Below are 25,825 nucleotides of genomic sequence, written 5' to 3' on the forward strand. Positions count from 1 at the left end.
AATCAGAATGCAAATGCAGCGCAGAGATTAACACGACATCGGTGAAAACGAAATTCGCGCGCGCCGTAAACAGTGATTCTCATGAAACATGCTTCCCTTTTGAGTCGCATTAAAAATATCTCAGATAATTCCTACAATCTGCCGTTAAACAAAAAACTAAAATGTAAGGTTTGTTGGGCTTCTAATATGAAACCCCATAAGCTAAAAGATAGTGAGCTGTAATGAATTGAATTTTCAGCTATTGATGAACGAATAGATGAGGAGTGTTGAGATGTCATTAAAAAAATCGATTAAAGAATTTGCAACTTTTTTGGGTGACAAGGAATCGTTGTTGGATACAAACTACAAACGAGTTGCGGAGATGATTCAGTTGCATTGGGGGTACAAGGAGTTTTATCAGTATGTTCAAAAATTACTTGTCGTTGAGAGAGACCGGGGTAGGCAAGGATTTCCGCTGGAAGTGTTAACGGAGATCTATGCATTACAGGAAATACATCAGAAAGCATTTCCTGGGTTGAAGTCGGACGATGGTTTGATGCCCGGTACACGCGCCAGAAACAACAGCACCATGATGATTTAGAGATTTCTGAAGATCGAAGTAAAGCAAAGAAGGATTAGTAGGAATACTTAATTTTCGTTGATAGGCGCATCAGCAGGTGTAACACCAGTTAAAACCCAACGTTTAGTTGTGAATATTCACCTGAGTTCCCGCACTGATCAAATCGAATAATTCCAGTAAATCGCTGTTACGCATACGGATACATCCGATTGATCCGGGCTTACCCATCTCCACGCTATCCGGCGTGCCATGAATGTAAATATAGCGGCGCATGGTATCGACCGAACCGAAACGGTTGAAACCCGGTTCACAGCCGCATAACCACAAGATGCGCGTCAAAATCCAATCCCGTTTGGGAAATTGTTGTGCCAGTTGCGGCGAATAAATTTCACCGGTAGGGCGGCGTTTGATAAAAACGGTGTTGACCGGCTCGCCGGTGCCGATTTTGGCGCGAATGACATGTTTCCCCAGCGGTGTGCAAAAGCTGCCATTTTCCTGGCCGGTGCCGTTTTTAGCCGATGAAATCCGGTATTGCCGCACGATTTTTCCGTGTTCATCCAATAAATCCAGTTGCTGGGTTGCTATCGTAATATCAATTTTCATCGCTGCCTCGCTCGGCTGCTTTGCGTTTTTGCGCAAAAAACTGTTTCAATAATGTACTGGCTTCTGTTGCCATAATGCCGGCTTGCACTTGCAAATGATGATTTAACCGGACTTCCGCCGGAAGGTCGATAACGCTGCCGCAGGCACCGGTTTTCGGGTCAGTTGCGGCGTACACCAGGCGCTGGATGCGCGCGTGAAAAATCGCGCCGATGCACATCGCGCACGGTTCCAACGTGACATACAACGTACAATCCAGTAAACGGTAATTGTCCAGATGGTTACCGGCGGCGCGCAATGCCATTATTTCGGCATGCGCACTGGGATCGGTTGCGGAAATCGGCCGGTTAAAGCCGCGCCCGACGATGATGTCGTTGTGTACCACAACCGCGCCGACCGGTACTTCACCGTGGTCTTGCGCTTGCTGCGCCAACTCCAAAGCGGCTTGCATGAAATAATGATCGCGCGTTGTTTCCGTTGGCATCGTGGGGTCGTATGGCATACTCGGTATTTTGTGATTCATTTCCATTGCGGTTTTTATGCTACATTGCGAGTCCGTTTTGACCGGATAAGCTTTTTCCGGTTGCTTCCCATGAACACAAATACTTTTTCATTTTTCTTGCACCTATGATCGCTCAAGCGCAATCGCAACTCCATACCATCCGTGACCTGCTGCGTTTTGCCGTCAGCCAGTTTAACAAAGCCGGTTTGCATTTCGGTCACGGTTCCGCCACTGCTTACGATGAAGCGGCGTATCTTATTCTGAAAACGCTTTATTTGCCACTGGATCAGCTCGATCCTTTTTTGGATGCGCGCATAACCGGAACCGAATGCAAGCTGGTGCTGGAAATCATCGAGCGCCGCGTCAAAGACCGGATTCCCGCGGCTTATCTGACGCACGAAGCCTGGCTCGGCGATTTCAGTTTTTATGTCGACGAGCGCGTGATCATCCCGCGCTCGTTCATCGCGGAATTGCTGCAAACGCAACTATCCCCTTGGGTCATCGATCCCGATCGCATCACTGCCGCGCTCGACCTTTGCACCGGCTCCGGTTGCCTCGCCATTTTGCTTGCGCACAGCTTCCCAAACGCCACCATCGATGCCGCCGATATCTCCACGCAGGCACTCGCTGTCGCACACAAAAACGTGCAGGATTACGGACTGCAAGAACGGATTAACCTGATCGAATCCGACTTATTCTCGAGTTTGCGGGGAAAACGCTACGACCTGATTATCAGTAACCCGCCGTACGTCAATGCCGAATCGATGACGCAACTACCGCAAGAATACCGCCATGAACCGGAGAATGCGCTGGCCAGCGGTGAAGATGGTTTGGACGCAACCCGGCAAATTCTGCAACAAGCCGCACGGCACTTGGCCGATGGCGGTATCCTGATTGTCGAAATCGGCCACAATCGCGATGCGCTGGAACAAGCATTTCCGCAATTACCATTCACTTGGCTGGAAACCAGTGGTGGGGATGAATTTGTATTTATGTTGCAGCGAGAGCAATTAGGGAAGCTCTGAATCTCGATAAGTGGATGTGATGGGATAACGCCATGCCGTGCCAAAATCGCAGCGTGTGATACGGATTCCCGGTGCGGATTGGTGGCGCTTGTATTCATTGCGATGAATGAGCCGTATCACGTTCGTTACGGTTGCTGCTTCAAAATTTTGCGCGATGATTTCATCTGCTGAACAGTTCTTTTCAACATATGCTTCGATGATTGCATCCAGAATATCGTACGGCGGCAAGCTATCCTGATCGGTTTGGTCGGCGCGCAGTTCTGCTGATGGTGCGCGCTGGATGATGCGCTCCGGAATGACGCGCTGAATGCGGTTGCGGTATTCGTATAACTGATACACCAGTGTTTTGCTGACGTCTTTCAATACCGCCAAGCCACCGGCCATGTCGCCGTAGAGCGTGCAATAACCTACCGCCAATTCGGATTTATTGCCGGTCGTCAGCAGCAGCGCGCCGGTTTGGTTGGATAGCGCCATCAACAAAGTACCGCGGATGCGCGCTTGCAGATTTTCTGGCATGGTTGTTTCTGCGGCATCATGGGAAATGCCGAAAGCGCTTTCGATTGCCGACAGATAATGCTCGAACAGTGACTGAATACTGCATTCGTAGTGTTTAACGTCTAGTAATTCGACCATTTCATCGGCATCTTCACGGCTGATGTTCGCCGTGTACTGCGATGGCATCATGACGGTGGTCACGCTGTCCGCACCCAGCGCATCGACCGCGATCGCCAGCGTCAAGGCGGAATCGATGCCGCCGGAAAGCCCCAGAATGACGCCGGGAAAACCATTTTTCCGCACGTAATCTTTCACCCCCAGACACAATGCTTGATAAATGCTGGCAATCGCAGGTTGTGCAGCCGGTAGATTGGTTTTTACCGGCTGTTTAGCGTGAATCTCGATCAACTCGACGGCTTCGGCAAATTCCGCCGCTTGCTGCGTGAGTTCGCCTTGTCCGTTCATGGCGAAGGATGCGCCGTCAAAAACCAGCTCATCTTGCCCACCAACCAGATGGGTGTGAATGACCGGGATGCCGGTACGCGTGACGAAACGGTGCGAGATTTGATAGCGGGAAACTTGCTTGTCGATATGGAAAGCCGATGCGCTGAGCACCAGCAAAATATCGGGATTGCCGTAAACGGCTGCATCGGATAATCTTTCCAGCCAAAAATCGGCGCAAATCGCGATGCCGAATGTCACACCACCAAGCTCGAAAATGCAGGGTGCAGTGCCGCTATCGAAGTAGTAATGCTCGTTAAAAAACGGGGAGGCGTTGAGAATTCTTTTACGATAGCTGTGCAGAATTTCGCCGTCGCGAATCACGGAAGCGGCGTTGTAGAGCTTGCCATCCTGAAAGTGCGGGTGACCGACGATCAACGTGACACCGCGAATCGCTTCAACCAGTTCCGCCAACGCTTGCTGGCACGCGCGGCAAAACGTTTCGCGCAGTAATAAATCGGCAGGTGGATAGCCGCAAAGCGCCAGTTCCGGTGTGACGACTAATTCCGCACCCGATTGTTTGGCTTGTTCTACTGCTTGCCGTATTTTTCCGGCATTGCCGCTGATATCACCAACCGTGCAATTGATTTGGGCGATTGCGATGCGCATCGTGTGGCAAAGCCGCGATCGCGGCCTAGAAAGGCAATTGCGCGTCCGCTTTGGCTTGCAGGATATTGCGGCGGAAATCTTCCTGAATGCGTTGTAGCGCGGCTTGATTGTCGGCTTCGAAGCGCAGCACCACGACCGGCGTGGTGTTGGAAGCGCGCGCCAGGCCGAAACCATCGGAGTATTCGACCCGCAAACCGTCGGTGGTGATGACTTGCTGCGGATTATCGAACACGGCGTTTTTCTGCAATTGTGCGATCAATGTGTGATTTTCGCCTTCCGCCGTACGCACCTGCAATTCCGGTGTATTGAGGCTGTCGGGGAGGTTTTTCAGCGTGGCGGTGATGTCCTGTTCGCGACTCAGCAATTCCAGCAAACGCGCGCCGGCGTATAAACCGTCATCAAAGCCGTACCAGCGTTCTTTAAAGAATAAGTGCCCGCTCATTTCCCCAGCCAATAATGCTTTTTCTTCGATGAGCTTGGATTTGATGAACGAGTGACCGGTTTTCCACATTACCGGCGTACCGCCGTGCTGACGGATCCATGGCGCCAGATTGCGCGTGCATTTGACGTCGAAAATGATTTTTCCGCCGGGATTGCGCGACAGCACATCGGCGGCAAATAGCATCAGCTGGCGGTCGGCATTGACGATATGGCCATCCTTGGTGACGATGCCGAGCCGGTCACCGTCGCCGTCGAATGCCAGGCCGATTTCCGCATCGGTCGTTTGCAGCGCTTGAATGACATCGTTCAGGTTATCAGGCACGGAAGGATCGGGGTGGTGGTTGGGAAAAGAACCGTCCACGTCGCAGAACAATTCGCTTACCTGGCAACCCAAGCCGCGATAAAGCGCCGGTGCATAGGCGCCCGCCACGCCGTTGCCGCAATCGACCACAATTTTGATCGGACGGGCCAGTTTGATATCGCCGGTAATGCGCTGCAAATAGGTTGCGGCGATGTTGTGTTCGGAGTAATGGCCTGCGCCCTGTGTCAGATCGTTGTTTTCGATACGCAGGCGCAGCGCCTGAATGGTTTCCGCCGCCAGCGTCTGGCCGCCCAGTACGATCTTGAAACCGTTGTATTCCGGTGGATTGTGACTGCCGGTCACCATGACGCCGGAGTACTGACACAATTCGTGCGCAGCGAAGTACAACATGGGTGTCGCCACCATGCCGATATCGACGACGTCGATCCCGCTTTTGCGGATGCCGCGCGCCAGTGCTTGCGATAACTCAGTACCGGATAACCGGCCGTCGCGGCCGATGGCGATGGCGGTCAGATTCCTTGCACGCGCTTCGGAACCGATGGCGTGACCGATTTTTTCGACATTTTCCGCGGTGATCGTTTTGCCGACAACGCCGCGGATGTCATACGCTTTGAAAATTTCATGAGGAATGGCTGGCATAGGTTAATCGTCCGAAAGAAAGAGTGTTGATAAAACGCGATCCACCATCATTGATTCATCGCGATCGCCGGAATGCAAGTTTGCGCGGAAATCAACCGGTTTTAATGATGTCCCGCGACAGCACCGCCTTTCAGCGTGTAATGTGTGCCGCAGTAGGGACAGAGCGCCTCGCCGGTGGCTTCGATGGGCAGAAAAACCCGCGGATGGGTATTCCATAGCATCATCGCCGGTGTCGGGCAGTGCAACGGCAAATCGTCGGCGGTAATTTCGATTTCTCGTGCTTTATTATTGCTTTGCTGATTCATAACGATAACTCCAATGTGACGGTATTAAACTAAGGTAAGCCAATCAGCGTGATTTTGGGCTCGACCTTTGACGCAATCAAAGAAACGGGTTTGTATTTGCGTGGTAATGGGGCCGCGTTTGCCTGGTCCGATAATGCGGTTATCCAATTCGCGGATCGGCGTTACTTCGGCGGCGGTGCCGGTGAAAAACGCTTCGTCGGCGCAATAAATTTCGTCGCGTGTGATGCGTTTTTCGATTACCGGAATGCCGAGCTCCCCGGCAATTTCGATAATCGAAGCGCGCGTAATGCCTTCCAGGCAGGACGTTAAATCCGGTGTGTACAGTTTGCCTTGCTTGACGATGAAAATATTTTCCCCGGAGCCTTCGGCCACATAGCCTTCGACATCCAGCAGCAAGGCTTCGTCGTAACCGTTCAACGCCACTTCCTGGTTGGCCAGAATCGAATTGGCGTAGGTGGTGACCGATTTGGCGCGGCACATGTTGATGTTGACATGGTGACGGGTAAACGACGATGTTTTGACGCGAATGCCGTTTTCCAGCGCTTCCGGCCCTAAATACGTTCCCCATGACCAGGCGGCAATGGCGACGTGCACCGACAGGGTTCTGGCGGAAAGTCCCATCGCTTCGGCGCCATAAAAAGCGATCGGGCGGATATACGCGGACGAGAGTTTATTTTGTTTTACTACATCGCATTGCGCCTGCATGATGGTGGCCTTGTCGTACGGCATTTTCATCATGAAGATATGTGCTGAATTGAATAAGCGGTCGGTATGCTCCTGCAAGCGGAAAATTGCCGCACCCTGCGCGGTTTCATACGCGCGCAATCCTTCAAAAACACCCAAACCATAGTGCAACGTGTGTGTTAGTACATGCGTATTGGCATCCCGCCAGGGAACCATTTTCCCGTCATACCAGATTACACCGTCACGGTCAGCCATTGACATTCAGGAACTCCCGATAAAAATTTCTAAAAGGCGCATATTCTAACGTATTTTTACCCCAGCGATGAAATACAGCAACATATAGGGGCATCCCATAAAAGATTGATTAATTGTTTTTGTGGGATTTTTATTAAATATCCAGCATAGGTCGATTCTATGCTGGAATCCCGGCGCTTGCCCTATATCGCACTTTTCCGGGCATGAATAACGCGTGTGGCTGGAAAAATTCACAGTGCGCAGTGCGAAAACGCACAGTCAATCGAAAAGAAATGTTGTACTGTGAGCCGTTTACGCATTTATCTGCATGAAATCGATTGCTTTTTAAACTGGGTCTTTAAGGATCGTATTCATCGAGGAGATTCATCGCATGGCACTGACAGCACAGCAGCAAACCAAAATTCTGCAGCTCACCCAAGTAATCTTTAATTCGACTCCCGGTGCGGTTTTTCTGGATATGCTGGGTGATCAATTGCGTAATGGAAAGTCATTCGCTGACCTGGCGCAATCGTTATCCGGAACGAATCAATTCTTTGGGCCCATTTATAACGACGTATTTCCCAGCCAGTTTGCCAAGAGCTTTATTGATAACCTGGTGGGTGATCATGCTTCCGCCAGTAATAAAACCTGGGCGGAAAATTACATCATCGGCAGAATGACTGCTGGTGCCACGCAAGCCGAAGTGGTTTCGGAGCTGACGCAAACGCTCTCTTCCATTCCAACTTCAGACCCGGATTGGGGTGAAGCTGCAACGAGCTATAACACGCGTATTGCTGAGAAATTAGTATTGAGACTAACGGGAAATACAATTACAGCAGCGGATAAAGCATTTGCGGTTGATTACATCCTCGCTCAAATGGCTGCCGGACAAACCTTTGGTGCAATGGTCGAGTGGGCTATAACGGCATTGGATAGTATCGATCACTCCGATCCCGTTTGGGGGAAGGCGGCAGCGCTATTTGATAATCGCATCGAGGTGTCGAGCTATTACTCGATTGACAAAATTGGTGCTGCGACCAGCCCATTGATGCTGCAATATATTCTTTCGCAAGTGCCAGCGGGAGTAACTCTAGATATGCTGATAAAGACTACTATCACCATGTTAAGCAATACTCCGTACACAATACCGGATTCAGCTCAAAGCTCCATTGCATTGGCTAAAATTCTCGCAAGGGTGACAGCCGATGCAGCTACGGTGGATACCGCCAAAGCTGCGATCGACGATTTTCTTAAAGGTAACATTAATCTGTACAGCCTCGATGGCAGCAATGGTTTTCGCTTGACTGAAAGTATTGTCAGTGATTATCCGAACTATAAAGTTAGTAGTGCCGGAGATTTTAACGGCGATGGATTCGATGATGTGATGATTGGCGTGGAAAATTCTGATTCTGATATTGATTCTTTGGGTTCAAGCAATCTCGTATCCGACGCCGCTTACATCGTATTCGGCAAAAACTCAGGGTTTGGTGCCACATTGGATTTATCTAATCTGAATGGTAGTAATGGCTTCCGTATTGATGGAATAAATGCAAATGTTTCTAATGATTTCTCGATCAGTAATGCCGGTGATATCAATGCCGATGGCTTTGATGATTTGGTCATTGGCACTACATTGTATGGCCCTGATAGCGGATATTCCGGCAACGCCTACGTGCTATTTGGCAAAGCTGCCGGTTTCAATGCATCACTGGATTTATCCCGTTTAGACGGAAGCAATGGCTTTCGCGTGAATGGATTGGCTGTAGCTGAAGATCCCGGTAATTTTGTCAGCAGTGCAGGGGATTTCAACGGTGATGGCTTTGATGACATGATCCTTGGTTCGCCTGTAGCTCATTCCAGCTACTTGATCTTTGGTAAGGCTTCCGGGTTCGATGCTGTGCTTAATTTGACTCATTTAAATGCTGACAAAGGTTTTCGCCTGGATGGAATCGCTACCGGAGATACAGTAAATACAGCCGGAGATGTAAATGGGGATGGCTTCGATGACTTGATCATTAGTGCTCCTTATGCTGACCTGAACGGTGAGAGTTCTGGTTCCAGCTATGTGGTGTTTGGCAAAGCCGAAGGCATGAATGAATCGCTAGATTTATCGAGTTTAGACGGGAGCAATGGTTTTCGTTTGGATGGCGAAGCAGCGGGCGATCATGCGGGATATTCAATCAGCACCGCGGGCGATGTGAACGGAGACGGATTTGATGATTTGATTGTTGGCGCACCAGGTGTTGATCCGAACGATTCCAGTTATGTGGTATTCGGCAAAGCATCGGGATTTAGTGCGGTACTGGGTTTATCCAGCCTGGATGGCGATAACGGCTTTCGTTTGGATGGAGAAAGAGAATTTAGCGGCGCTGGGTCTTCAGTGAGCGGTATTGGAGATTTTAATGGCGATGGTTTCGATGATCTGATGATTGGCGCGCCCAATGCTGATCCGGACGGTTTTAGAGTGGGTGCAAGTTATATCGTATTTGGTAAAGAATCTGGTTTTAGTGCTTCTTTGAATCTATCCAGCTTGGATGGAAGCAACGGTCTAATCCTAAAAGGACCTCAACTAAATGGCAGGTTGGGTGATTTCATCAGCGATGCAGGGGATGTCAACGGTGATGGATTGGATGATGTGATCATGAGTGTTTCAGAGAGCGATATCGCTTTCTTTGGCTCCAGATCTAGTTATGTCGTGTTCGGTGCGAATTTTAATAATGCCGTGGCATTCCTGGGAACATCCGGAGACGATCACTTGACTGGTGGTACTGCAGCGGCAGAAAGTTTTGCCGCCGGTGATGGCAACGACTTGATGACCGGTGGTGGCGGTGCGGATGTGTTTCATGGTGGCGCAGGCGACGACATCATCAAAGTATCCGGTCTCGATTTCCGGCTTGTGGACGGTGGCGCGGGCAGCGATACGCTGGCACTAACGGGCAGCGGCTTGAACCTCAATCTGGCCGATGTGCGCGGCAAGATCGATGGTATCGAAACCATCGATTTGACCGGCAGCGGTAACAATACACTCACAGTCAGCCGGTTGGATTTACTGAATTTGTCGGATACCAGCAATACTTTGACAGTAGATGGCAATACAGGAGATATATTAACCGGCCTTGGCAGCGGTTGGGTTGACGGTGGGATTAGCGGTGCTTATCACACTTACACATTTGATGCCGCGACATTGCTGATCGGAACTGATGTAACGATACATTTCGCTTAGTAGTTTGTTAGAAATTGTTTTCGAGTTGACCGGTGCGTAACAAATTAAGCTGGAAAGCGCAGTTTTTTCTCACCAATACACATGGCCTGTTGCTAGAGGATAAGCGCGATGTTCACTGATGATGATTCCATTGATTCAAAATTAACTGTTAATAACCTGTTGACTCCCGGCATTTCGGATACCATTTCAAGGGCGGAGCCTTATGACCGGTATGGTAACTTTGCTGCCGATCTTTTTCCTCATGAGACTTATCCCGTTGTATTCAATTCAGTAAAACCTACTTTCAAAATCGATGATGAGATTGTATTTTTTTATTTTGATGAACCTGTAAGTGCTGGAAAAGGGAATATTGTTATCAGCAGCAGTACCGATACGCGATACATTGATGTTAATGACAGCAGTCAAGTTAAATTTGGTCCACAGGATTACCATTCTAGAAGTCCTTTTTTGCAATCAAGAGAATTTGGTGTAGTGACCATCAGTCCATCAGCCGATTTACTGCTGGATACTGCTTATACAATCCAAGTTGCAGATGGGGTTTTCCTGGATAGCGAAGGAAAATCGCAGGCAGGCTTTAACAATGCATCCTTTGAGACAACGGATTCATCTCCCAATTTATACTCTTTAAATCGAGTATTTTTCCCGGTTGACGAGAATATCGAACTTCACTTTGATGAAGCAGTTAAAGCCGCGGCAGGGAACATTGTAATTAGCAATGGCACCGATGTCAGAACCATTGCAATTAACGATACTAGCCAGGTTGCCTTTGCGGGAGATACTGTCACTATCAATCCTGTGGATGATTTGTTACCTGATTCGGATTATGTGCTTCAAATTGAAAGCGGAGTAATTACTGATATCGCAGGTCATCCAAACACGGGTTTATTGAGCTCATTCTATAAAACAGCTCCTGCTATTCCTCAACCATTGCTTGTTGATAGTAATCCTAAAAATAATTCGCCGGATTTTAAAGTTGATAATGACATCACGCTGCGTTTCAATGAGGCAGTTAAAGCCGGTACTGGCTATCTTGTGCTCAGCAATGGGAGCGATACACGATTTATCGCTATCGACGATAAAAATCAAGTGGCCTTTGATGGTGACAAAGTCATCATCGATCCGTCAGAAGATCTGATTCCTGGAACAACTTATACAGCACGAATGGCAAGTGGTGTGATTACCGATAAAGCAGGTATTCCATACGATGGCTTTACTGATGCTACTTTTTCAACGATTGACCCCGGTCCTCTTTTTTCAATTAAATCGGGGCTAAAAATTGATAATGTTAAAACGGATCAGGATATCAGATTCTTTTTAGATGAAGAGGTGGTTGCTGGAAATGGGAATATCGTTATCAGCAATGGTTCTGATATACGAACCATTAACGTCAGAGATGCTGATCAAGTAACTTTTGGAAAAGGTATCATAACTCTCAATCCGATAGCAGACTTGAATCCAGACTCAATTTATACCGTGCAAATTCCCGCTCATGCAATTACTGATACGGCAGGAAATCCTTTGTCGGGAGGCGACTATCAGATCATTTTGGGAACAATTGATTCCGCGCCATTGCTTGTTGGCAGTTATCCCAATAATGAAGGGAATATTAAGTCAGATCAACCGATTGTCTTGAGATTTGACGAAAAAATTGTTGCGGGAAGCGGTGGTCTTGTTCTCAGAAATGGAGCGGATACCCGGAGCATTGCCATGACTGATAGCAGTCAAGTTACTTTTAATGGCAGAAGTGTCATTATCGATCCAACTGATGATTTAATGCCTGGTGCAATCTATACAGCGTACCTGACAAGTGGAGCTATTACGGATTCGGAAGGTAATGCGTATGTTGGTTTTTCGGATGCATCTTTTACTGTCGGTGCGATATCTTAAAAACTGATGCGATTAAATTACCGAATGTGTGTCGACTCATTGTATCGGCTTTCAAAGCAGATAAGATTCACCGGGTGTTGAGGTTTAGTTCTTACTGCTACCGCGGAAAAGTTTGTTTGAAGTAATCTTCGAATTTTGACCGGACATTGCATGGATTTTGCACCATTTCGTCGATCAACTGAAAGAGTGGGTAATGCTGTAAGTTTAATAGTCCGTACTGATTAATCATTTTTAAAGTATGCGGCCCTTCGCCGGAAATATCGTTTGTTTCCTCTCGCGCCAATTTGCGGCCTAATTCATGATGATGCGAGCTTGCGCTGGTAGCAGTGGTGATTAAGTCTCCCAATCCCGCCAGATGATACGGGCTATCGGCTTGCCCACCCATCGTTTGCACAATCCTGCTAAGTTCGTGCAAGGCCATGGTTGCCAGAAAACCGCGTACATTATCGCCGAGCTGAAGTTCATCGGCCATGCCGAATGCCATTGCATACACGTTTTTTAGAATCACCGACCAGCTGATACCTGTGATGTCCGTCGTATGATCGATGTACAGCTTGGTGTGATTGAAACAAGCTTGCAGCGTATGAAATGCTGTGAGGTCCCGGCATCCCAGCTGCGCAAATGCATATCGCCCGGCGCGGATTTCCTCGGAAATCATCGGGCCGTACAGCAGTGCGTACGGTTGATGCTCCGGTAAATTCTCAGCAAAGATTTGTGCTGCGGTTTTGCCGCATTCGTCAAGCCCTTTGGCGATGCTGACGCACAGGCAGGTCTTTTGCAGCAGCAGTGCCATGTGCTGAATAACTTCGCGATGCGGGTTGACCGGCAGGCAAAATAACACAATGTCGGCATGCGGCGCACTTTGTTCCAGCGTGACGTAAGGGCGGTCGATATGTGGAAATTTCTCCCAGATACTCAGCGTGTGCCGGTCTTTGAGCAGGAATTCCATCGCATGACCCATTTCGCCGTGACCCAGGATGAGAATTTGTAACGATGTTGTCATAAATTAAATGGGTACTTTCGTGAGATCTCCACTGCCATTATCTTCAGGTGCGGCAATTTGCCGCATTGCAAATGAAAGGATTATTACCGAAAATCGGGCGCAGGAGTAGGTAAGCGTTTTGGAATTGATTTTGCTCAACAATTGTTTTTTGCAATTACATACAATTCGAATCGCATGCATAAATGGCATGCAAAATAATTGAATCCGTGCGATAAAATTTTGATATGGTGCTTACTGTTCAACAACAGACCTCCGTTTTTCAGCTCATACTGGCGCTGTTTAATACTGCACCCGGTGCAGTCAATCTGACAATTCTCGGTACACGGTTGCAGAATGGCCAATCCTTGGCAAGCGTAGCGCAATCATTGGCGCAAAGTGCTTTATTCTTCGACAAACAGTATCACGTGCGATTGAGTCATACTGAATTCGCCAGCACTTTTATTCATGATTTGGTTGGTAACCGGGCAGCGGAGAGTGACAAGAATCTGGTGATTGATTTTATTACGCACAAGTTGACTGCCGGTGCTACACAAAATGAGATGATTGCGCAAGTGACGGGAGCTTTGACGTCTGTGCCATTCACGGATTCCAGCTGGGGAAAAGCTTCACTGCACTACCAGACGCACAATGTGACACGGGTCGTGAATCATTTGCTTGATAGTACATTCTCGCCGGCAAATAAATCGGTGGTGGTCGATCATATGCTCGCGCAAATGGCTGCCGACAAGACCTTTGGCGATATGGCCGTGTGGGCTATCGATACAGTGGCCGGTGTGGATCGTGACAATGTAGTGTGGGGAAATGCGGCAGTGCTTTTAGACAATCGCGTAGCGGTAGCCGGATATTATTCCCTGGACAGAGCGGCTCACGCGATCGATCGCGAAACTTTACAGCGCATTCTGACCCAGGTGACAGTTGATGATCGCACGATTGCTACCGCCAAAGCGGCGATCGATAATTTGCTCAGTGATCGCAGCGGTTTCTCTCTCAATATGGATGCGGATTTTCAGTTGGATGAAGTGCTGAAAATCCAGAAAAGCGTTTTGTCATCCTTACCAAGAAAAACAGTCATGCCGATCGAATACATTATTTGAGTGCTTGACTTCCTGAATCCCTGCCGTTTTTTCCGCGAAGAAAAGAATCTTTTCATTCGATTTTTGATACTATTTGCAAACAGCATTCCGCTTGAAAGACTGTTTTTGATCTGTTTGAAAGGTAAATAGTCCATGTCCCGCATTGAGGCCGTATTTCAAAATCCGCAAGGCGAATCGTTATCCGGTTTGCTGGAAATTCCAGCCGGCACGATCAAGTCGTATGCACTCTTTGCCCATTGTTTCACCTGCTCCAAAGACAATCCGGCGGCTGCACGGATTGCGCTCGCACTCGCTGAATGCGGCATCGCGGTATTGCGTTTCGACTTTACCGGTCTCGGCAGTAGCCAAGGGGATTTTTCCAATACCAATTTCTCCTCCAATTTGCAGGATTTATTAGCCGCGGCGCGTTATCTTGAACAACACTATGCCGCGCCCACGCTATTGATCGGGCACAGCCTGGGCGGTGCCGCTGTTCTGGCGGCAGCGCAAGATCTGCCTTCGGTCAAAGCGGTAACCACTATCGGCGCACCGGCGACAGCCGATCATGTCAAACATTTGTTCGCGGATTCTTACCGCGAGTTGCAGAATGAAGAATCGGTGCAGGTTGAATTGGCCGGAAGAAGCTTCAAGATACGGCGTCAGTTCATTGATGATCTGGAGAAATATAATTCAGTCGCTCATATCGGTGCACTGAGAAAAGCGCTATTGATCTTTCATTCACCACTCGATGAGATCGTGCCGATCGACGAAGCAGGACGAATTTTTACCGCAGCCAAGCACCCGAAAAGCTTTGTGTCGCTTGATCATGCCGATCATATGCTGTCCAATCCGCACGATTCGCGCTATGTCGCGGAAGTTTTGTCGGCCTGGGCAAGCCGTTATCTGCAAGCGGAACAAGTACCGGCTAAAGCGGCGGATGAGCAACAACCGCCGATTGGATCGGGATATGTGATCGTGCACGAATACGATAAAAAATTCACGCGCGAGGTTCTGACGCCGCATCACCGGCTGATCAGCGATGAACCCATCGCACTCGGCGGCGCGGATCTCGGGCTTAATCCGTATGAATTACTGCTCGCCGCATTGGGTTGCTGCACGTCGATGACGCTGCGCATGTACGCCAATCACAAACAAATCGATTTGCAGGATATTCGTGTCGAGTTGCATCACGACAGGATTCATGCCGACGATTGCGCCGGTTGTGAGCAGCAGAAAACAATGATTGATGTCATTACGCGCAAGATCCGGTTGAGCGGCAATTTGAGCGAGCAGCAACGAGCCCGGTTGCTGGAAATCGCCAATCAATGCCCGGTGCATAAAACACTGCAGAGCAAAATCAAGATAGAAACTAATCTCGTGGATACATTTTGAAATGCAACCGGATGATGCGATAGAAAAATTCCGCGTAGACAAATGGCTGTTTGCGGCACGTTTTTTTAAAACACGCTCGCTGGCCGCCGAAGCGATCGATCGGGGTCGGGTAACCGTGAACAGTCAGCGGGTTAAACCGGCCAAAGTGCTTGCTGCGGGAGACCAATTAACCATTCGCATCGATAATTACCAATACGACATCGAAGTATTGGGACTATCCAATAAAAGAGGATCCGCCACCGTGGCGCAGCAGCTGTACCGTGAAACCGAGGCAAGCCGGGAAAAGCGGGAGTTGCTGGCAGTCCGTTTAAAAGCGCAGCCGCAGCCGTTTTATACCAAAGGACGCCCAACCAAACGCGATCGCCGCGAAATTGAGCGTTTTATCACCCGTCACGACGAACATTAGAATCCGGGAAAAATGATGAGCAATGACACTTTCGATTTGAATAAAGAGCAACTGATCAAACAATCCTTTGTGCAGATGGATCAACACCTGCAAGGTGCTGATTACACGCAAGCGCAGAAGCTGGCGCTGACTTGCCGGATTTTGTTCGATAACGGACACGATTCCGGATTGGCGGGGCAGATCACCGTACGCGGTGAACAACCCGGGACCTATTTGACGCAACGGCTGGGATTCGGTTTTGACGAAATTTGCGCGAGCAATTTGCTGCTTGTCAATGAAGATCTGGAAGTTTTACAAGGCGACGGCATGGCCAATCCGGCCAACCGCTTTCATTCCTGGCTATACCGCACGCGGCCCGATGTGCAATGCATCATTCATACGCATGCCGTGCATACCGCCGCGCTCAGCATGCTGGAAGTACCGCTGGAAATTTCCCACATGGACAACTGCGTGCTCTACGACGATGTCGCTTTTCTGCCGAAATGGCCCGGCGTGCCGGTCGGCAACGAGGAAGGTGAATTGATTTCCAAAGCTATCGGCAACAAGCATGCGCTGTTGTTGGCGCATCACGGCTTATTGATCGCCAGTTCGAGCATTGAACAAGGCTGCATTTTGGCGCTTGCCTTTGAGCGGGCGGCGCGCATGCATCTGCTGGCGGCTTCCGCAGGCACCATTCAGCCGATCGACCCCGATTTGGGCCGGGAAGCGCATGACTGGATTCTGCGCGGACAACGCAGCGCGGTGGCTTTTGCTTATTATGCACGGCGTACTTTGAAAAAGAACGCAGACTGTTTGCAATAAATGGCCCACAGCAAACAAGAAAATGAAGCAGATTTTTCCTGAGAAAATCGAAATCTGCAGTAGCGGATGCCTATTGATGCATTGCCTGATGCAAATACCACCAACTTCCGGGGTATTCGACCCTTTCTTATGATGATTGGAATACCCCTATAAAAACATCGCAATCTTACCGTTAACTTTCCCACTGAAAAGTGCACAATAGGCACTCTTCTTTTTCAGTTGAATGTGGAATCTGAAATCCGGAAACTGATCGATGCGGTCCGATCGGTGAATCCGGATTCTTATTGATATTCGTAATTTCTCAGCTTTTTATATTGAATCCGTATGATAAAAAAAGTGCAAACAAATGATGTCCGGTTGGGAATGTATATTCATGCGATCCGCGGTAATTGGCTGGAACATCCGTTTTGGAAGAAATCATTCAAACTGGAGCTGCAAAAAGATCTGGATAAGTTGGTAAGCTGCGATCTGGATGAAATATGGATTGATACCAGTAAAGGACTCGACGTCGCCGGTGATAAAAAAATCCATGTTGAAAATCCCCAGCCTGCCAAGCCGGTCGATACCGGCAGTGCGGCGCAGCCGGTCAAAAAGCCCGTGGCGCGGGTTTCGGTAGAGGAGGAATTGGAAACCGCAAAAAAAATTCAGAAGAAAGCCAAAGAAGCGGTGACTTCGATGTTCAGCGAAGTGCGTATGGGAAAAGCGCTTGAAATCGAAGGTGCGGAGTCGCTGGTCGATGAGATCAATCAATCGATGGAGCGCAACCCGAATGCGCTGTTGACATTAATTCGCCTGAAGAATGTCAACGAGTATACCTACATGCACTCGGTTGCGGTTTGCATGCTGATGGTCGCTCTGGGAAGGCAATTGGGCTTGGACGCGGCGCAAATCAAACAGGCGGGTACAGCCGGATTGTTGCACGACATCGGAAAAATGGTGATTCCGAATGAGGTACTGAACAAACCGGGCAAATTGACAGATGAAGAGTTTGTCATCATGAAAAGCCACCCGGAGCGCGGCTGGGAGATTCTGAAATCCTGTTATCAAGTGCATGAAACCGCTTTGGATGTGTGTTTGCATCATCACGAGCGCGTTGATGGCAAAGGTTATCCGAAAAAATTATCCGGTGATGCATTGACGCTGTTTGCCCGCATGGGCGCGGTTTGCGACGTTTACGACGCCATCTCGTCGGATCGCTGCTACAAACCTGCTTGGTCTCCGGCGGAATCGATTCGCAAAATGGCTTCTTGGAAAGACGGACATTTTGACGAAACGATTTTTCAGGCTTTTGTGAAGACGATCGGCATCTACCCAAGCGGTACTTTGTTAAAACTTAAATCCGGGCGATTGGGGGTCGTCATGGAGCAATCCACAAAAAAACTGACCACGCCCATCATTAAAACTTTCTTTTCGACACGCGCCAATGCGCATATTCCGGTCGAAATTCTGGATTTATCCAAAGGCACCGATGGTGTAGAAAATATTGAGGATCCGCTTCAATGGGGGTTTGATATCAATAAAATACAAGGGATATGAAGTGAGCTGATGATCTTAATCAAACAAGGGCAATCGGAAATATCGGAAAATTTCAAAGAATAAATTTGTGGGAAATAGACATGATGCAAATAGCTGGAAAATATCGAGAAATGCGCAGAGTGATGGCCGTTACGTCGTTTTTGTGGATGCTGGCGCCGCTTGAGGTACTCGCCGATGCCGTGACCGACTGGAATCAGCTGGCGGGCGATATCGTGGTGAATGCCAAGATCGGACCGCTACCAGCCGAACGAGCGCTGGCGATTGTGCAAGCATCCGTGTATGAGGCTGTCAATGCGATTACCCGGCGTTATACGGTGAAAGATACAAAACTGGAAGCGGCGCCTGGTGCGTCGGTTGAAGCGGCGGTAGCCGCGGCAAATCGGGCGGCATTGTCTAAGCTTGTGCCATCTCAGCAATCCGCAATCGATCAGGTATATCAAGCCGCGCTGGCCGTGATCGCTGATGGAGAAAGCAAAGCCAGCGGCATTACGGTGGGTGAGAAAGCAGCTGCTGCAATCCTGGCGCTACGTATCGATGACGGAGCAAGCGCCGGAGAATCTTATCGTCCTTACGCCAAAGCGGGAGTTTACGTGCCTACGGTGATACCTGAAGCACCGCAATGGATGCATCGTAAGCCTTGGTTGATGACACACCCGGCTCAATTCCGCCCGGCACCGCCGCCTGAACTGGGCAGCGAATTATGGGCGCGCGATTATAACGAAGTCAAGGCGCTCGGCGGTAAGAATAGTCAACAAAGAAGTGCGGAACAAACCGCCATCGCCCGCTTCTGGGAAGAAGTCATGCCGCCGATTTATCACGGTGTCGTGCGTTCGATTGCCGATAGGCCGGGAAGGGAAATTACGCAAAATGCACGCTTGTTCGCCGCTGTGACGCAAGCCTCGGATGATGGATTGATTGCCGTGTTCGATGCGAAATATCATTACGGTTTCTGGCGGCCGGTGACGGCGATCCGCAACGGCGATATCGACGGTAACGATGCAACCGGGCGTGATGCATCATGGCTGCCTTTTATTGATACGCCGATGCACCCGGAATACCCTTGCGCGCACTGCATCGTTTCCGCTGCCGTCGGGACGGTGCTGCAAATCGAAATCGGCGACGGTCAAACGCCGGCGCTAACAACGACCAGCGCCGCTGCGGGCGGTGTAGCACGCAGTTGGACGAAGCTTGACGATTTTATGCAAGAAGTTGCCAATGCACGCATTTACGATGGTGTGCATTACCGCAATTCCGGCAAAGTAGGTTCCGAGATGGGCAAGAAAATTGCCAATCTGGCTGCTGAGAAATACTTATTGAAAACAAAATAAACCGGGAAAATCCAGTCGCGCGAGAGGCTCCATTTTCACTGGATAAAACTCAGTTCTTCCGGAAAATCAAATCCCATACGCCATGCCCAAGTTTGATTCCTCTTTGTTCAAACTTGGTTAATGGCCGGTAATCCGGCCGCGGCGCATAATCCATTGCAGTATTATTGAGTTGCGGTTCCTGGCTCAAAACATGCAAAATTTGCTCGGCATAATCTTCCCAGTCGGTCGCGGCATGAAGATAGCCTCCCGGTTTCAAATGGCTGCATAAGCGGGTAACCAAAGCGGGTTGAATCAGTCTGCGTTTATGGTGTCTGGCTTTCGGCCAAGGGTCGGGGAAAAAGATGTGAATGCCATCCAGGCACGCGGCGGGCAGCATATGTTGCAATACCGCGACGGCATCGTGCTGAATGATGCGTAAATTGGTCAATCCGTGCTGCTCGATTTGATTGAGCAGACTGCCCACACCCGGCGTATGCACTTCGATACCGAGATAATCGTTTTCCGGATGCGATTTGGCGATAGCCGCTGTACTTTCACCCATGCCGAATCCGATTTCCAGAATTTTAGGCACCTGGCGTCCAAACACCCGATCCAGATCGAGCAGATTTTCGCTGAACGGAATGCCGTACTTGGGCAATAGCGTTTCACAGGCGCGGCGTTGCGCGTTGGAAACGCGTCCTTGCCGGAGAACAAAGCTGCGTATGGTTTGTTGCATGGATTAAAGGGCTGGCAAGACTAAACTAAAACGATCAGGGTTTACCGCTGGCGGGTTTTTTCGATACTGTTTCCGCTTGTGCGATGATGCCTTTCGTTGGTGAACTGGGGCTGGCACTGTAGAGTTTTTTTGCCATACGGCCGGCCAGATAGGCTTCACGCCCGGCCTCGACGGCTTTGCGCATCGCCGAGGCCATCAATACCGGATTCTTCGCGGCAGCAATCGCGGTATTCATCAATACGCCATCGCACCCGAGTTCCATGGCAATGGTTGCATCGGAAGCGGTGCCGACGCCGGCATCGACCAGCACCGGAATTTTGGCGTTATCGATGATGATTTGCAGATTCCAAGGATTCAAAATACCCATGCCGGAACCGATCAACGAGGCGAGCGGCATCACCGCGACGCAGCCCATTTCTTCCAATTGCTTGGCCATGATCGGATCGTCCGAGGTATACACCATTACCTGAAAATCTTCTTTAATCAGGATCTCTGCGGCTTTGAGAGTTTCCACCACGTTCGGATACAGGGTTCGAGGATCACCCAGCACCTCTAATTTGACCAAACTGTGTCCATCGAGCAATTCGCGCGCTAGCCGTAATGTGCGTACCGCATCGTCAACTGTGTAGCAGCCCGCCGTATTGGGCAGCAGCGTGTATTTCGACGGCGGCAGTGTGTCCAGCAGATTCGGTTCGTTGACATTTTGCCCGATATTCGTGCGTCGGATCGCCACCGTGATGATTTCAGCGCCGCTGGCTTCCACCGCCGCGCGGGTTTCGTTGAAATCCTTGTATTTTCCTGTACCGACTAGTAAACGGGAAGAATAAGTTTTACCGGCAATGACTAAGCTGTTCATGCGATGATGTTTTCAGAGTGTTTTAAAACGAAATGACAAACTAACCGCCGCCGACGGCGACAACGACTTCGAGTTGATCACCATGAATCAGCATCTGATCCGAGAACCGGCTGCGCGGCACGATTTCGCCATTGCATTCGATAGCGATACGTTTGCCGTGCAGCGCAAGATGATCGATCAGTTGCGCTACATTGATCGGTGCCTCGAATTGCTGCGGTTGTCCATTAATGGTGAGTTGTATCATGGATGATAAAACGAGGATTGATATTTCAGGTTAACCGGACGAACAATCAAAATTCAGGGTGAATTTTAGCATGCGAGTAATAAGGCATTGGAGTAATTTATTTGAACCGGCAATGATGAAAGTTATATTTGCTGCTAAAACGGCAGCTTACCAGTCATCGCTCCGAGAGTTTGAGCAATCCTGATGGAATGATGCTAAAGCTTATTGCTTATCGAGTCTGCGATATCGAATCGAATCGCTTCTGCAATATGCTAATTAGTGATTTTATCGGTACTCGTCAAATCTGCAATCGCCCAAGTGATTTTCAAAATATGGTGATACGCTCGGGCTGACAAGTTCAAATGGCTGAGTCAAGTGCACAAGATTGATCGATTTCTTTAAGGAAACACTGATTAATTGCCTGTACACGCAATTTGCTGTGCTGGGTGGTGTTCAAAAACTCGCCTATCGTATTGATACGTCTTGTTTCTTGCACTCATCCGTCTTGCATATCATCTTGCTCGGCCAATTAATCAGCATTTCCTTAAGTTATGAAAATTTGTAATGACGCTTCGTAAAAGAACCAACGATTATAAATCCAAGAAGCAGCATAATGTACTGAGAAGGCTCTGGTACTGCTCCAATTGTGGCGTACATATAGAAATCATTTACGCCATCGGGTGAGATGCCAGCATAAGTACCCACTAGATCAGCAGATCCATCTGCCCATCCAAGAGATAGCAACGGACTGCCACTTATCCGTGTCCATGATTGTGCAGTTCCATTACTGCCAGAAACTTCGAAAATAGCACTCATAGTTGATCCATCGGATAACGTAACGTCTAATTCAGGAAATGTTCCGAGACCGGCTGGATCCGCAAATAACCAGTAATTACCTTGTGGAATTCCTTCAACCGATGCATCCGGTGCATTAAGTAATGGCCCATGAGCTAAATCACTAACTCCCAGTATCCAATGACCTGTCGTCCAGGTAACCCAGATTTGTCCAGGATTTTCAGAATTGAAGAGTGTAAGATCTTTTATCGTAACTGCAGCTTGCGCAGAAAACGATGAGATGATAAGAAAGACTCCAATGATTAATTTTTTCATTTTAATCCTTTATTTTTTAGGGATTACAGTTTACGAAAAGAATAGTGAGGCGTCAAGTAATATATTAATATACAGTAACTTATATCTGTTCAATCGGCTTATCATTTAAACAAATCTACTACAATCCCATTAATCCTTGTTTTTTAACTCTTATCGGATTTAATTCCTCACCCGTTGGGGCAGGTGCTTTATATTTTAGTTTTGAAAAAATGCATATGAAGCTTACTGTTTATCCAACCGGCGATACTGAATCGCTTCCGCAATATGCTGACTGTTGATTTTTTCGATTCCCGCCAAATCCGCAATGGTTTGCGCGACTTTGAGAATGCGGTGATACGCGCGAGCGGATAAATTCAAACGGCTGATGGCTTGTTTCAGCAGATTCTCGCTGGCGTTATCAAGTGCGCAGAATCGATCGATTTCCTTAACACTCAAGCGGCTATTCGTTTTTTCCTGCCGGTCAAGTTGTAATTGATAGGCTTTTTCAACGCGCTGGCGGATCGTGCTGCTTTTCTCGCCGCTAATTTGCTGTTTCACCAGTTCCTGTTGCGGCACAGCGGGTACTTCGATTTGCATGTCGATGCGGTCGAGTAATGGGCCGGAGATTCGGTTGCGGTAGCGGGCGATCTGATCGGGGGTGCAGTGGCATTTGCCGGAGGGATGTCCTAGGTAGCCGCAAGGGCAGGGATTCATCGCAGCGATCAGTTGAAATTGCGCCGGGAATTCGGCTTGGCGGGCGGCGCGGGAGATGGTGATTTTGCCGGATTCGAGGGGTTCGCGCAGGACTTCCAGTACCTTACGGTCGAATTCGGCGAGTTCGTCGAGAAACAATATGCCGTGCAGTGCCAGTGAGATTTCGCCAGGGCGCGGCTGACTGCCGCCGCCGACCAGAGCGATGCCGGAAGCGGTGTGATGCGGGGAGCGGAATGGGCGCCGTTTCCAGTTTTTAACGTTGAAATTGCCGTAACCGAGCGATTGAATCGCGGCGGATTCCAAAGCTTCTTGCTCGGTCATGGGCGGCAGAATACCGGGAAAGCGCGCTGCCAGCATCGACTTGCCGGTGCCCGGCGGGCCGATCATCAGAAGACTGTGTCCACCGGCGGCGGCGATTTCCAGTGCGCGTTTGGCATGGGTTTGCCCTTTGACTTCATCCAGATCAGGATAGACCGAATCCTGTGCGCCATTGCCGTTTTCCGGGAGATTCCGGTAAACCGGCAAAGGTTCGTGCCCGCTCAAATGCGCGCAAATCTGCAGCAACGACTTGGCGGCATAAATCGTGGCTTTGTTAACGAGTGCCGCTTCCGCGGCGTTTTGTTGCGGCAGTACGAAACTGCGGCCGGATTGTGAAGCGTTGTAGGTCATCGCCAGCGCACCGTGGATGGGCCGCAGTTCACCGGTCAGCGCGAGTTCTCCGGCCCATTCGTACTGATCCAGTTTGTCGCCGGGAATTTGCCCGGTGGCTGCGAGTATGCCGAGTGCGATCGGTAAATCGAAACGCCCGCTTTCTTTCGGCAGATCGGCAGGCGCCAGATTGACCGTGATACGCTGCGCGGGCATTTTGAACTGCGCGTTCTGCAGTGCCGCACGGACGCGGTCTTTGCTTTCTTTGACTTCGGTATCGGGGAGACCGACGATGGTGAAACTGGGTAAACCGTTGGCGATGTGGGTTTCCACCGTCACTAACGGCGCTTGGATACCCGCAAGCGCCCGGCTATACAGAACGGCAAGAGACATTTAATAAACGCAAACCTGAGTGCAGTCAGGTGTGGATGCGAAAAGGCTCAAGAATATCAAACCACGAGCAGAAATTGACTCAATCTACCCCTCGGCTTGCACGCGATCCGGTGCTTCATTTTTTTCTGTTGCACCCGATGCGGATTGATTCAAGCGCGCTTCCAATTCGGCCACTCTGGCTTCGAGGAGTATCAATTTTTCCCGGGTGCGTTGCAGCACTTCCTGCTGCACGTCAAATTCATCGCGCGTGACAAGATCAAGCCGGGTAAAAGCGCCCGATAACAGTACCCGGATGTTTTTTTCGATATCCTTGGCCGGGCTGTTGTGCAGAATGTCGCTGACTTTGGCATTGATTTCGTCGATTACGTTTTTATTAAGCATTGATGTTCTCCTGTTGATGATTCACTACTTGATCAGCTGATGCGGATGGCTACGTGATAAAATCTCAAACGGTATTTCTTTACAACCTCGGATTATCCACTGTTATTGCGTAAGGTTCCACTGTTAAGGATCGCCGGTTATTTTGCCATGCTGCCGCCCGTCAATGAATAGATGAATACCCTCAACAATTCACCGATTGAATAATGGTTGATTATCCGGAGATATGAATGGAACGCAGACAATTACTTGAGCATTGGTTGCAGGATCAATTTCCCGCACAACCGTTTACATTACAACCGGCATCGGCGGATGCCAGCTTCCGGCGTTATTTCCGTGTTGCTGTTGACGATCAGACTGTTATCGTCATGGATGCGCCGCCGCAGCATGAAGATTGCGCGCCATTCTTGCGTGTGGCGGAAATTCTCGCGGCAACCGGCGTGCATGTGCCTAAAATACTGGCGCAAAATCTCGATCTGGGTTTCTTGCTGTTATCCGATCTGGGGAATACGACATTCCTGCAAGCACTCCGGCAGCAACCCGATGAAGCCAGCCGATTTTATGGCGAAGCAATTGATGCGCTGGTCAGAATGCAATTGTCGCATCAGGCGGAAAGCCTGCCGGCTTATGACGAAGCTTTGCTGCAAAGAGAACTCGATCTGTTTCCGGATTGGTATATTGCAAAACATCTGCAAGCGGATTTAACGGAAAAACAACAGGCTGTGTTGCGCACCGTTTTTTCCCGGATTCTGCACAACAATCTGGTGCAACCCAAAGTGCTGGTGCATCGCGATTATCATTCGCGCAATCTGATGGTGACTGCTCCCAATCCGGGCATCATCGATTTCCAGGATGCCGTGTATGGCCCGATTACGTACGATCTGGTGTCGCTCTTGAAGGATGCGTACATCCAATGGGACGAAGAGCGCATTCTTGACTGGGCTATCCGTTATTGGGAAAAAGCGCGCCGGGCTGAACTTCCGGTCAGTGCGGATTTTGCTGCGTTTTACCGGGATTTCGAATGGATGGGCGTGCAGCGCCATCTCAAGGTGCTGGGGATTTTTGCCCGGCTCAATTATCGCGACGGCAAAGCGGCGTATTTGAACGATATGCCGCTGGTGATGCAGTATTTGCGCAAAACGTGCGAGCGCTACCGCGAACTCGATCCGTTGCTGAATTTGCTGGATGCATTGCATCCGGTCGAATCCGGTCAGAAAGTTGGCTATACCTTCTGAACGCATTCC

The 25,825-nt window shown here is 49.4% G+C and carries 25 protein-coding genes; 11 read left to right on the forward strand and 14 right to left on the reverse strand.

What is annotated here, in order from left to right:
- Positions 1 to 271 precede the first annotated feature (271 nt).
- A complete protein-coding gene (locus tag HRU78_05125) occupies positions 272 to 580 on the forward strand; it encodes a hypothetical protein (protein QOJ23104.1) in 309 nt (102 codons plus the stop codon).
- 102 nt (positions 581 to 682) lie between these two features.
- Here HRU78_05125 and HRU78_05130 read toward each other — a convergent pair whose 3' ends face one another.
- Both HRU78_05130 and tadA read right to left on the reverse strand, forming a co-directional pair.
- Positions 683 to 1,162, reverse strand: coding sequence for a L,D-transpeptidase (locus tag HRU78_05130; protein ID QOJ23105.1), 480 nt, complete (start codon positions 1,160 to 1,162; stop codon positions 683 to 685).
- Positions 1,152 to 1,643 (reverse strand): tRNA adenosine(34) deaminase TadA, encoded by a 492-nt coding sequence (tadA, locus tag HRU78_05135; GenBank protein ID QOJ24925.1) that lies wholly within the window; start codon positions 1,641 to 1,643, stop codon positions 1,152 to 1,154. The genes HRU78_05130 and tadA overlap by 11 nt, the downstream gene beginning before the upstream one ends.
- Positions 1,644 to 1,786: 143 nt before the next feature.
- Here tadA and prmB point away from each other — a divergent pair, with 143 nt between their 5' ends.
- The gene (gene prmB, locus HRU78_05140) at positions 1,787 to 2,686 is read left to right on the forward strand and encodes a 50S ribosomal protein L3 N(5)-glutamine methyltransferase (protein QOJ23106.1); all 900 of its coding nucleotides are present in this window, start codon (positions 1,787 to 1,789) and stop codon (positions 2,684 to 2,686) included.
- On the opposite strand, the gene HRU78_05145 is transcribed toward prmB, so the two are convergent.
- From HRU78_05145 to HRU78_05160, 4 genes are all read right to left on the reverse strand, one after another.
- A complete protein-coding gene (locus HRU78_05145; GenBank protein ID QOJ23107.1) occupies positions 2,672 to 4,291 on the reverse strand; it encodes an NAD+ synthase in 1,620 nt (539 codons plus the stop codon). The genes prmB and HRU78_05145 overlap by 15 nt on opposite strands.
- A gap of 25 nt (positions 4,292 to 4,316) precedes the next feature.
- A complete protein-coding gene (locus HRU78_05150; protein QOJ23108.1) occupies positions 4,317 to 5,693 on the reverse strand; it encodes a phosphomannomutase/phosphoglucomutase in 1,377 nt (458 codons plus the stop codon).
- A gap of 101 nt (positions 5,694 to 5,794) precedes the next feature.
- The gene (locus tag HRU78_05155) at positions 5,795 to 5,998 is read right to left on the reverse strand and encodes a zinc-finger domain-containing protein (GenBank protein ID QOJ23109.1); all 204 of its coding nucleotides are present in this window, start codon (positions 5,996 to 5,998) and stop codon (positions 5,795 to 5,797) included.
- 24 nt (positions 5,999 to 6,022) lie between these two features.
- The gene (locus HRU78_05160; GenBank protein ID QOJ23110.1) at positions 6,023 to 6,943 is read right to left on the reverse strand and encodes a branched-chain amino acid transaminase; all 921 of its coding nucleotides are present in this window, start codon (positions 6,941 to 6,943) and stop codon (positions 6,023 to 6,025) included.
- A gap of 1,093 nt (positions 6,944 to 8,036) precedes the next feature.
- On the opposite strand from HRU78_05160, the gene HRU78_05165 reads away from it, so the two are divergent.
- A complete protein-coding gene (locus HRU78_05165) occupies positions 8,037 to 10,139 on the forward strand; it encodes an FG-GAP repeat protein (protein ID QOJ24926.1) in 2,103 nt (700 codons plus the stop codon).
- Between the two features lie 108 nt (positions 10,140 to 10,247).
- On the forward strand, positions 10,248 to 12,026 hold the full coding sequence (locus tag HRU78_05170) for an Ig-like domain-containing protein (GenBank protein ID QOJ23111.1): 1,779 nt from the start codon (positions 10,248 to 10,250) through the stop codon (positions 12,024 to 12,026).
- A gap of 97 nt (positions 12,027 to 12,123) precedes the next feature.
- Here the strand turns inward: HRU78_05170 and HRU78_05175 are convergent, their stop codons facing one another.
- Positions 12,124 to 13,029, reverse strand: a complete 906-nt coding sequence (locus HRU78_05175; GenBank protein ID QOJ23112.1) for a hypothetical protein — start codon at positions 13,027 to 13,029, stop codon at positions 12,124 to 12,126.
- Between the two features lie 224 nt (positions 13,030 to 13,253).
- On the opposite strand from HRU78_05175, the gene HRU78_05180 reads away from it, so the two are divergent.
- The 6 genes from HRU78_05180 to HRU78_05205 all read left to right on the forward strand — a co-directional run bounded on the left by HRU78_05180 (position 13,254) and on the right by HRU78_05205 (position 19,565).
- Complete coding sequence (locus HRU78_05180) at positions 13,254 to 14,123, forward strand: hypothetical protein (protein QOJ23113.1); 870 nt, start codon at positions 13,254 to 13,256, stop codon at positions 14,121 to 14,123.
- Between the two features lie 132 nt (positions 14,124 to 14,255).
- On the forward strand, positions 14,256 to 15,494 hold the full coding sequence (locus HRU78_05185) for an OsmC family protein (protein QOJ23114.1): 1,239 nt from the start codon (positions 14,256 to 14,258) through the stop codon (positions 15,492 to 15,494).
- Position 15,495: 1 nt separating this feature from the next.
- On the forward strand, positions 15,496 to 15,900 hold the full coding sequence (locus HRU78_05190) for an RNA-binding S4 domain-containing protein (GenBank protein QOJ23115.1): 405 nt from the start codon (positions 15,496 to 15,498) through the stop codon (positions 15,898 to 15,900).
- A 15-nt stretch (positions 15,901 to 15,915) separates the two neighbouring features.
- The gene (locus HRU78_05195; GenBank protein ID QOJ24927.1) at positions 15,916 to 16,701 is read left to right on the forward strand and encodes an aldolase; all 786 of its coding nucleotides are present in this window, start codon (positions 15,916 to 15,918) and stop codon (positions 16,699 to 16,701) included.
- Between the two features lie 324 nt (positions 16,702 to 17,025).
- A complete protein-coding gene (locus HRU78_05200) occupies positions 17,026 to 18,237 on the forward strand; it encodes an HD-GYP domain-containing protein (GenBank protein QOJ23116.1) in 1,212 nt (403 codons plus the stop codon).
- Positions 18,238 to 18,347: 110 nt separating this feature from the next.
- Positions 18,348 to 19,565 (forward strand): vanadium-dependent haloperoxidase, encoded by a 1,218-nt coding sequence (locus HRU78_05205; GenBank protein ID QOJ24928.1) that lies wholly within the window; start codon positions 18,348 to 18,350, stop codon positions 19,563 to 19,565.
- Between the two features lie 49 nt (positions 19,566 to 19,614).
- Here the strand turns inward: HRU78_05205 and trmB are convergent, their stop codons facing one another.
- From trmB to HRU78_05240, 7 genes are all read right to left on the reverse strand, one after another.
- Positions 19,615 to 20,280, reverse strand: a complete 666-nt coding sequence (gene trmB, locus HRU78_05210; protein ID QOJ23117.1) for a tRNA (guanosine(46)-N7)-methyltransferase TrmB — start codon at positions 20,278 to 20,280, stop codon at positions 19,615 to 19,617.
- Positions 20,281 to 20,314: 34 nt separating this feature from the next.
- A complete protein-coding gene (locus HRU78_05215) occupies positions 20,315 to 21,136 on the reverse strand; it encodes a thiazole synthase (protein ID QOJ23118.1) in 822 nt (273 codons plus the stop codon).
- Between the two features lie 40 nt (positions 21,137 to 21,176).
- A complete protein-coding gene (gene thiS, locus HRU78_05220; GenBank protein ID QOJ23119.1) occupies positions 21,177 to 21,380 on the reverse strand; it encodes a sulfur carrier protein ThiS in 204 nt (67 codons plus the stop codon).
- A 251-nt stretch (positions 21,381 to 21,631) separates the two neighbouring features.
- Positions 21,632 to 21,721 (reverse strand): hypothetical protein, encoded by a 90-nt coding sequence (locus tag HRU78_05225; GenBank protein QOJ23120.1) that lies wholly within the window; start codon positions 21,719 to 21,721, stop codon positions 21,632 to 21,634.
- Positions 21,722 to 21,908: 187 nt separating this feature from the next.
- Positions 21,909 to 22,469 (reverse strand): PEP-CTERM sorting domain-containing protein, encoded by a 561-nt coding sequence (locus HRU78_05230; GenBank protein QOJ23121.1) that lies wholly within the window; start codon positions 22,467 to 22,469, stop codon positions 21,909 to 21,911.
- Between the two features lie 222 nt (positions 22,470 to 22,691).
- A complete protein-coding gene (locus HRU78_05235) occupies positions 22,692 to 24,203 on the reverse strand; it encodes a YifB family Mg chelatase-like AAA ATPase (GenBank protein ID QOJ23122.1) in 1,512 nt (503 codons plus the stop codon).
- An 84-nt stretch (positions 24,204 to 24,287) separates the two neighbouring features.
- The gene (locus HRU78_05240; GenBank protein QOJ23123.1) at positions 24,288 to 24,584 is read right to left on the reverse strand and encodes an accessory factor UbiK family protein; all 297 of its coding nucleotides are present in this window, start codon (positions 24,582 to 24,584) and stop codon (positions 24,288 to 24,290) included.
- A 227-nt stretch (positions 24,585 to 24,811) separates the two neighbouring features.
- Between HRU78_05240 and HRU78_05245 the strand changes: the two genes are divergently transcribed.
- A complete protein-coding gene (locus HRU78_05245) occupies positions 24,812 to 25,816 on the forward strand; it encodes a phosphotransferase (protein QOJ23124.1) in 1,005 nt (334 codons plus the stop codon).
- The last annotated feature ends 9 nt before the right edge of the window (positions 25,817 to 25,825 follow it).

Source organism: Gammaproteobacteria bacterium, from assembly GCA_015709635.1.
Classification (GTDB): domain Bacteria; phylum Pseudomonadota; class Gammaproteobacteria; order Burkholderiales; family Nitrosomonadaceae; genus Nitrosomonas.

Bases quoted from the DNA above. Each gene is read 5' to 3' on its own strand.
- HRU78_05125 (QOJ23104.1), top strand. From the start codon at position 272: ATGTCATTAAAAAAATCGATTAAAGAATTTGCAACTTTTTTGGGTGAC.
- HRU78_05130 (QOJ23105.1), bottom strand. From the start codon at position 1,162: ATGAAAATTGATATTACGATAGCAACCCAGCAACTGGATTTATTGGAT.
- tadA (QOJ24925.1), bottom strand. From the start codon at position 1,643: ATGCCAACGGAAACAACGCGCGATCATTATTTCATGCAAGCCGCTTTG.
- prmB (QOJ23106.1), top strand. From the start codon at position 1,787: ATGATCGCTCAAGCGCAATCGCAACTCCATACCATCCGTGACCTGCTG.
- HRU78_05145 (QOJ23107.1), bottom strand. From the start codon at position 4,291: ATGCGCATCGCAATCGCCCAAATCAATTGCACGGTTGGTGATATCAGC.
- HRU78_05150 (QOJ23108.1), bottom strand. From the start codon at position 5,693: ATGCCAGCCATTCCTCATGAAATTTTCAAAGCGTATGACATCCGCGGC.
- HRU78_05155 (QOJ23109.1), bottom strand. From the start codon at position 5,998: ATGAATCAGCAAAGCAATAATAAAGCACGAGAAATCGAAATTACCGCC.
- HRU78_05160 (QOJ23110.1), bottom strand. From the start codon at position 6,943: ATGTCAATGGCTGACCGTGACGGTGTAATCTGGTATGACGGGAAAATG.
- HRU78_05165 (QOJ24926.1), top strand. From the start codon at position 8,037: ATGTTAAGCAATACTCCGTACACAATACCGGATTCAGCTCAAAGCTCC.
- HRU78_05170 (QOJ23111.1), top strand. From the start codon at position 10,248: ATGTTCACTGATGATGATTCCATTGATTCAAAATTAACTGTTAATAAC.
- HRU78_05175 (QOJ23112.1), bottom strand. From the start codon at position 13,029: ATGACAACATCGTTACAAATTCTCATCCTGGGTCACGGCGAAATGGGT.
- HRU78_05180 (QOJ23113.1), top strand. From the start codon at position 13,254: ATGGTGCTTACTGTTCAACAACAGACCTCCGTTTTTCAGCTCATACTG.
- HRU78_05185 (QOJ23114.1), top strand. From the start codon at position 14,256: ATGTCCCGCATTGAGGCCGTATTTCAAAATCCGCAAGGCGAATCGTTA.
- HRU78_05190 (QOJ23115.1), top strand. From the start codon at position 15,496: ATGCAACCGGATGATGCGATAGAAAAATTCCGCGTAGACAAATGGCTG.
- HRU78_05195 (QOJ24927.1), top strand. From the start codon at position 15,916: ATGAGCAATGACACTTTCGATTTGAATAAAGAGCAACTGATCAAACAA.
- HRU78_05200 (QOJ23116.1), top strand. From the start codon at position 17,026: ATGATAAAAAAAGTGCAAACAAATGATGTCCGGTTGGGAATGTATATT.
- HRU78_05205 (QOJ24928.1), top strand. From the start codon at position 18,348: ATGCGCAGAGTGATGGCCGTTACGTCGTTTTTGTGGATGCTGGCGCCG.
- trmB (QOJ23117.1), bottom strand. From the start codon at position 20,280: ATGCAACAAACCATACGCAGCTTTGTTCTCCGGCAAGGACGCGTTTCC.
- HRU78_05215 (QOJ23118.1), bottom strand. From the start codon at position 21,136: ATGAACAGCTTAGTCATTGCCGGTAAAACTTATTCTTCCCGTTTACTA.
- thiS (QOJ23119.1), bottom strand. From the start codon at position 21,380: ATGATACAACTCACCATTAATGGACAACCGCAGCAATTCGAGGCACCG.
- HRU78_05230 (QOJ23121.1), bottom strand. From the start codon at position 22,469: ATGAAAAAATTAATCATTGGAGTCTTTCTTATCATCTCATCGTTTTCT.
- HRU78_05235 (QOJ23122.1), bottom strand. From the start codon at position 24,203: ATGTCTCTTGCCGTTCTGTATAGCCGGGCGCTTGCGGGTATCCAAGCG.
- HRU78_05240 (QOJ23123.1), bottom strand. From the start codon at position 24,584: ATGCTTAATAAAAACGTAATCGACGAAATCAATGCCAAAGTCAGCGAC.
- HRU78_05245 (QOJ23124.1), top strand. From the start codon at position 24,812: ATGGAACGCAGACAATTACTTGAGCATTGGTTGCAGGATCAATTTCCC.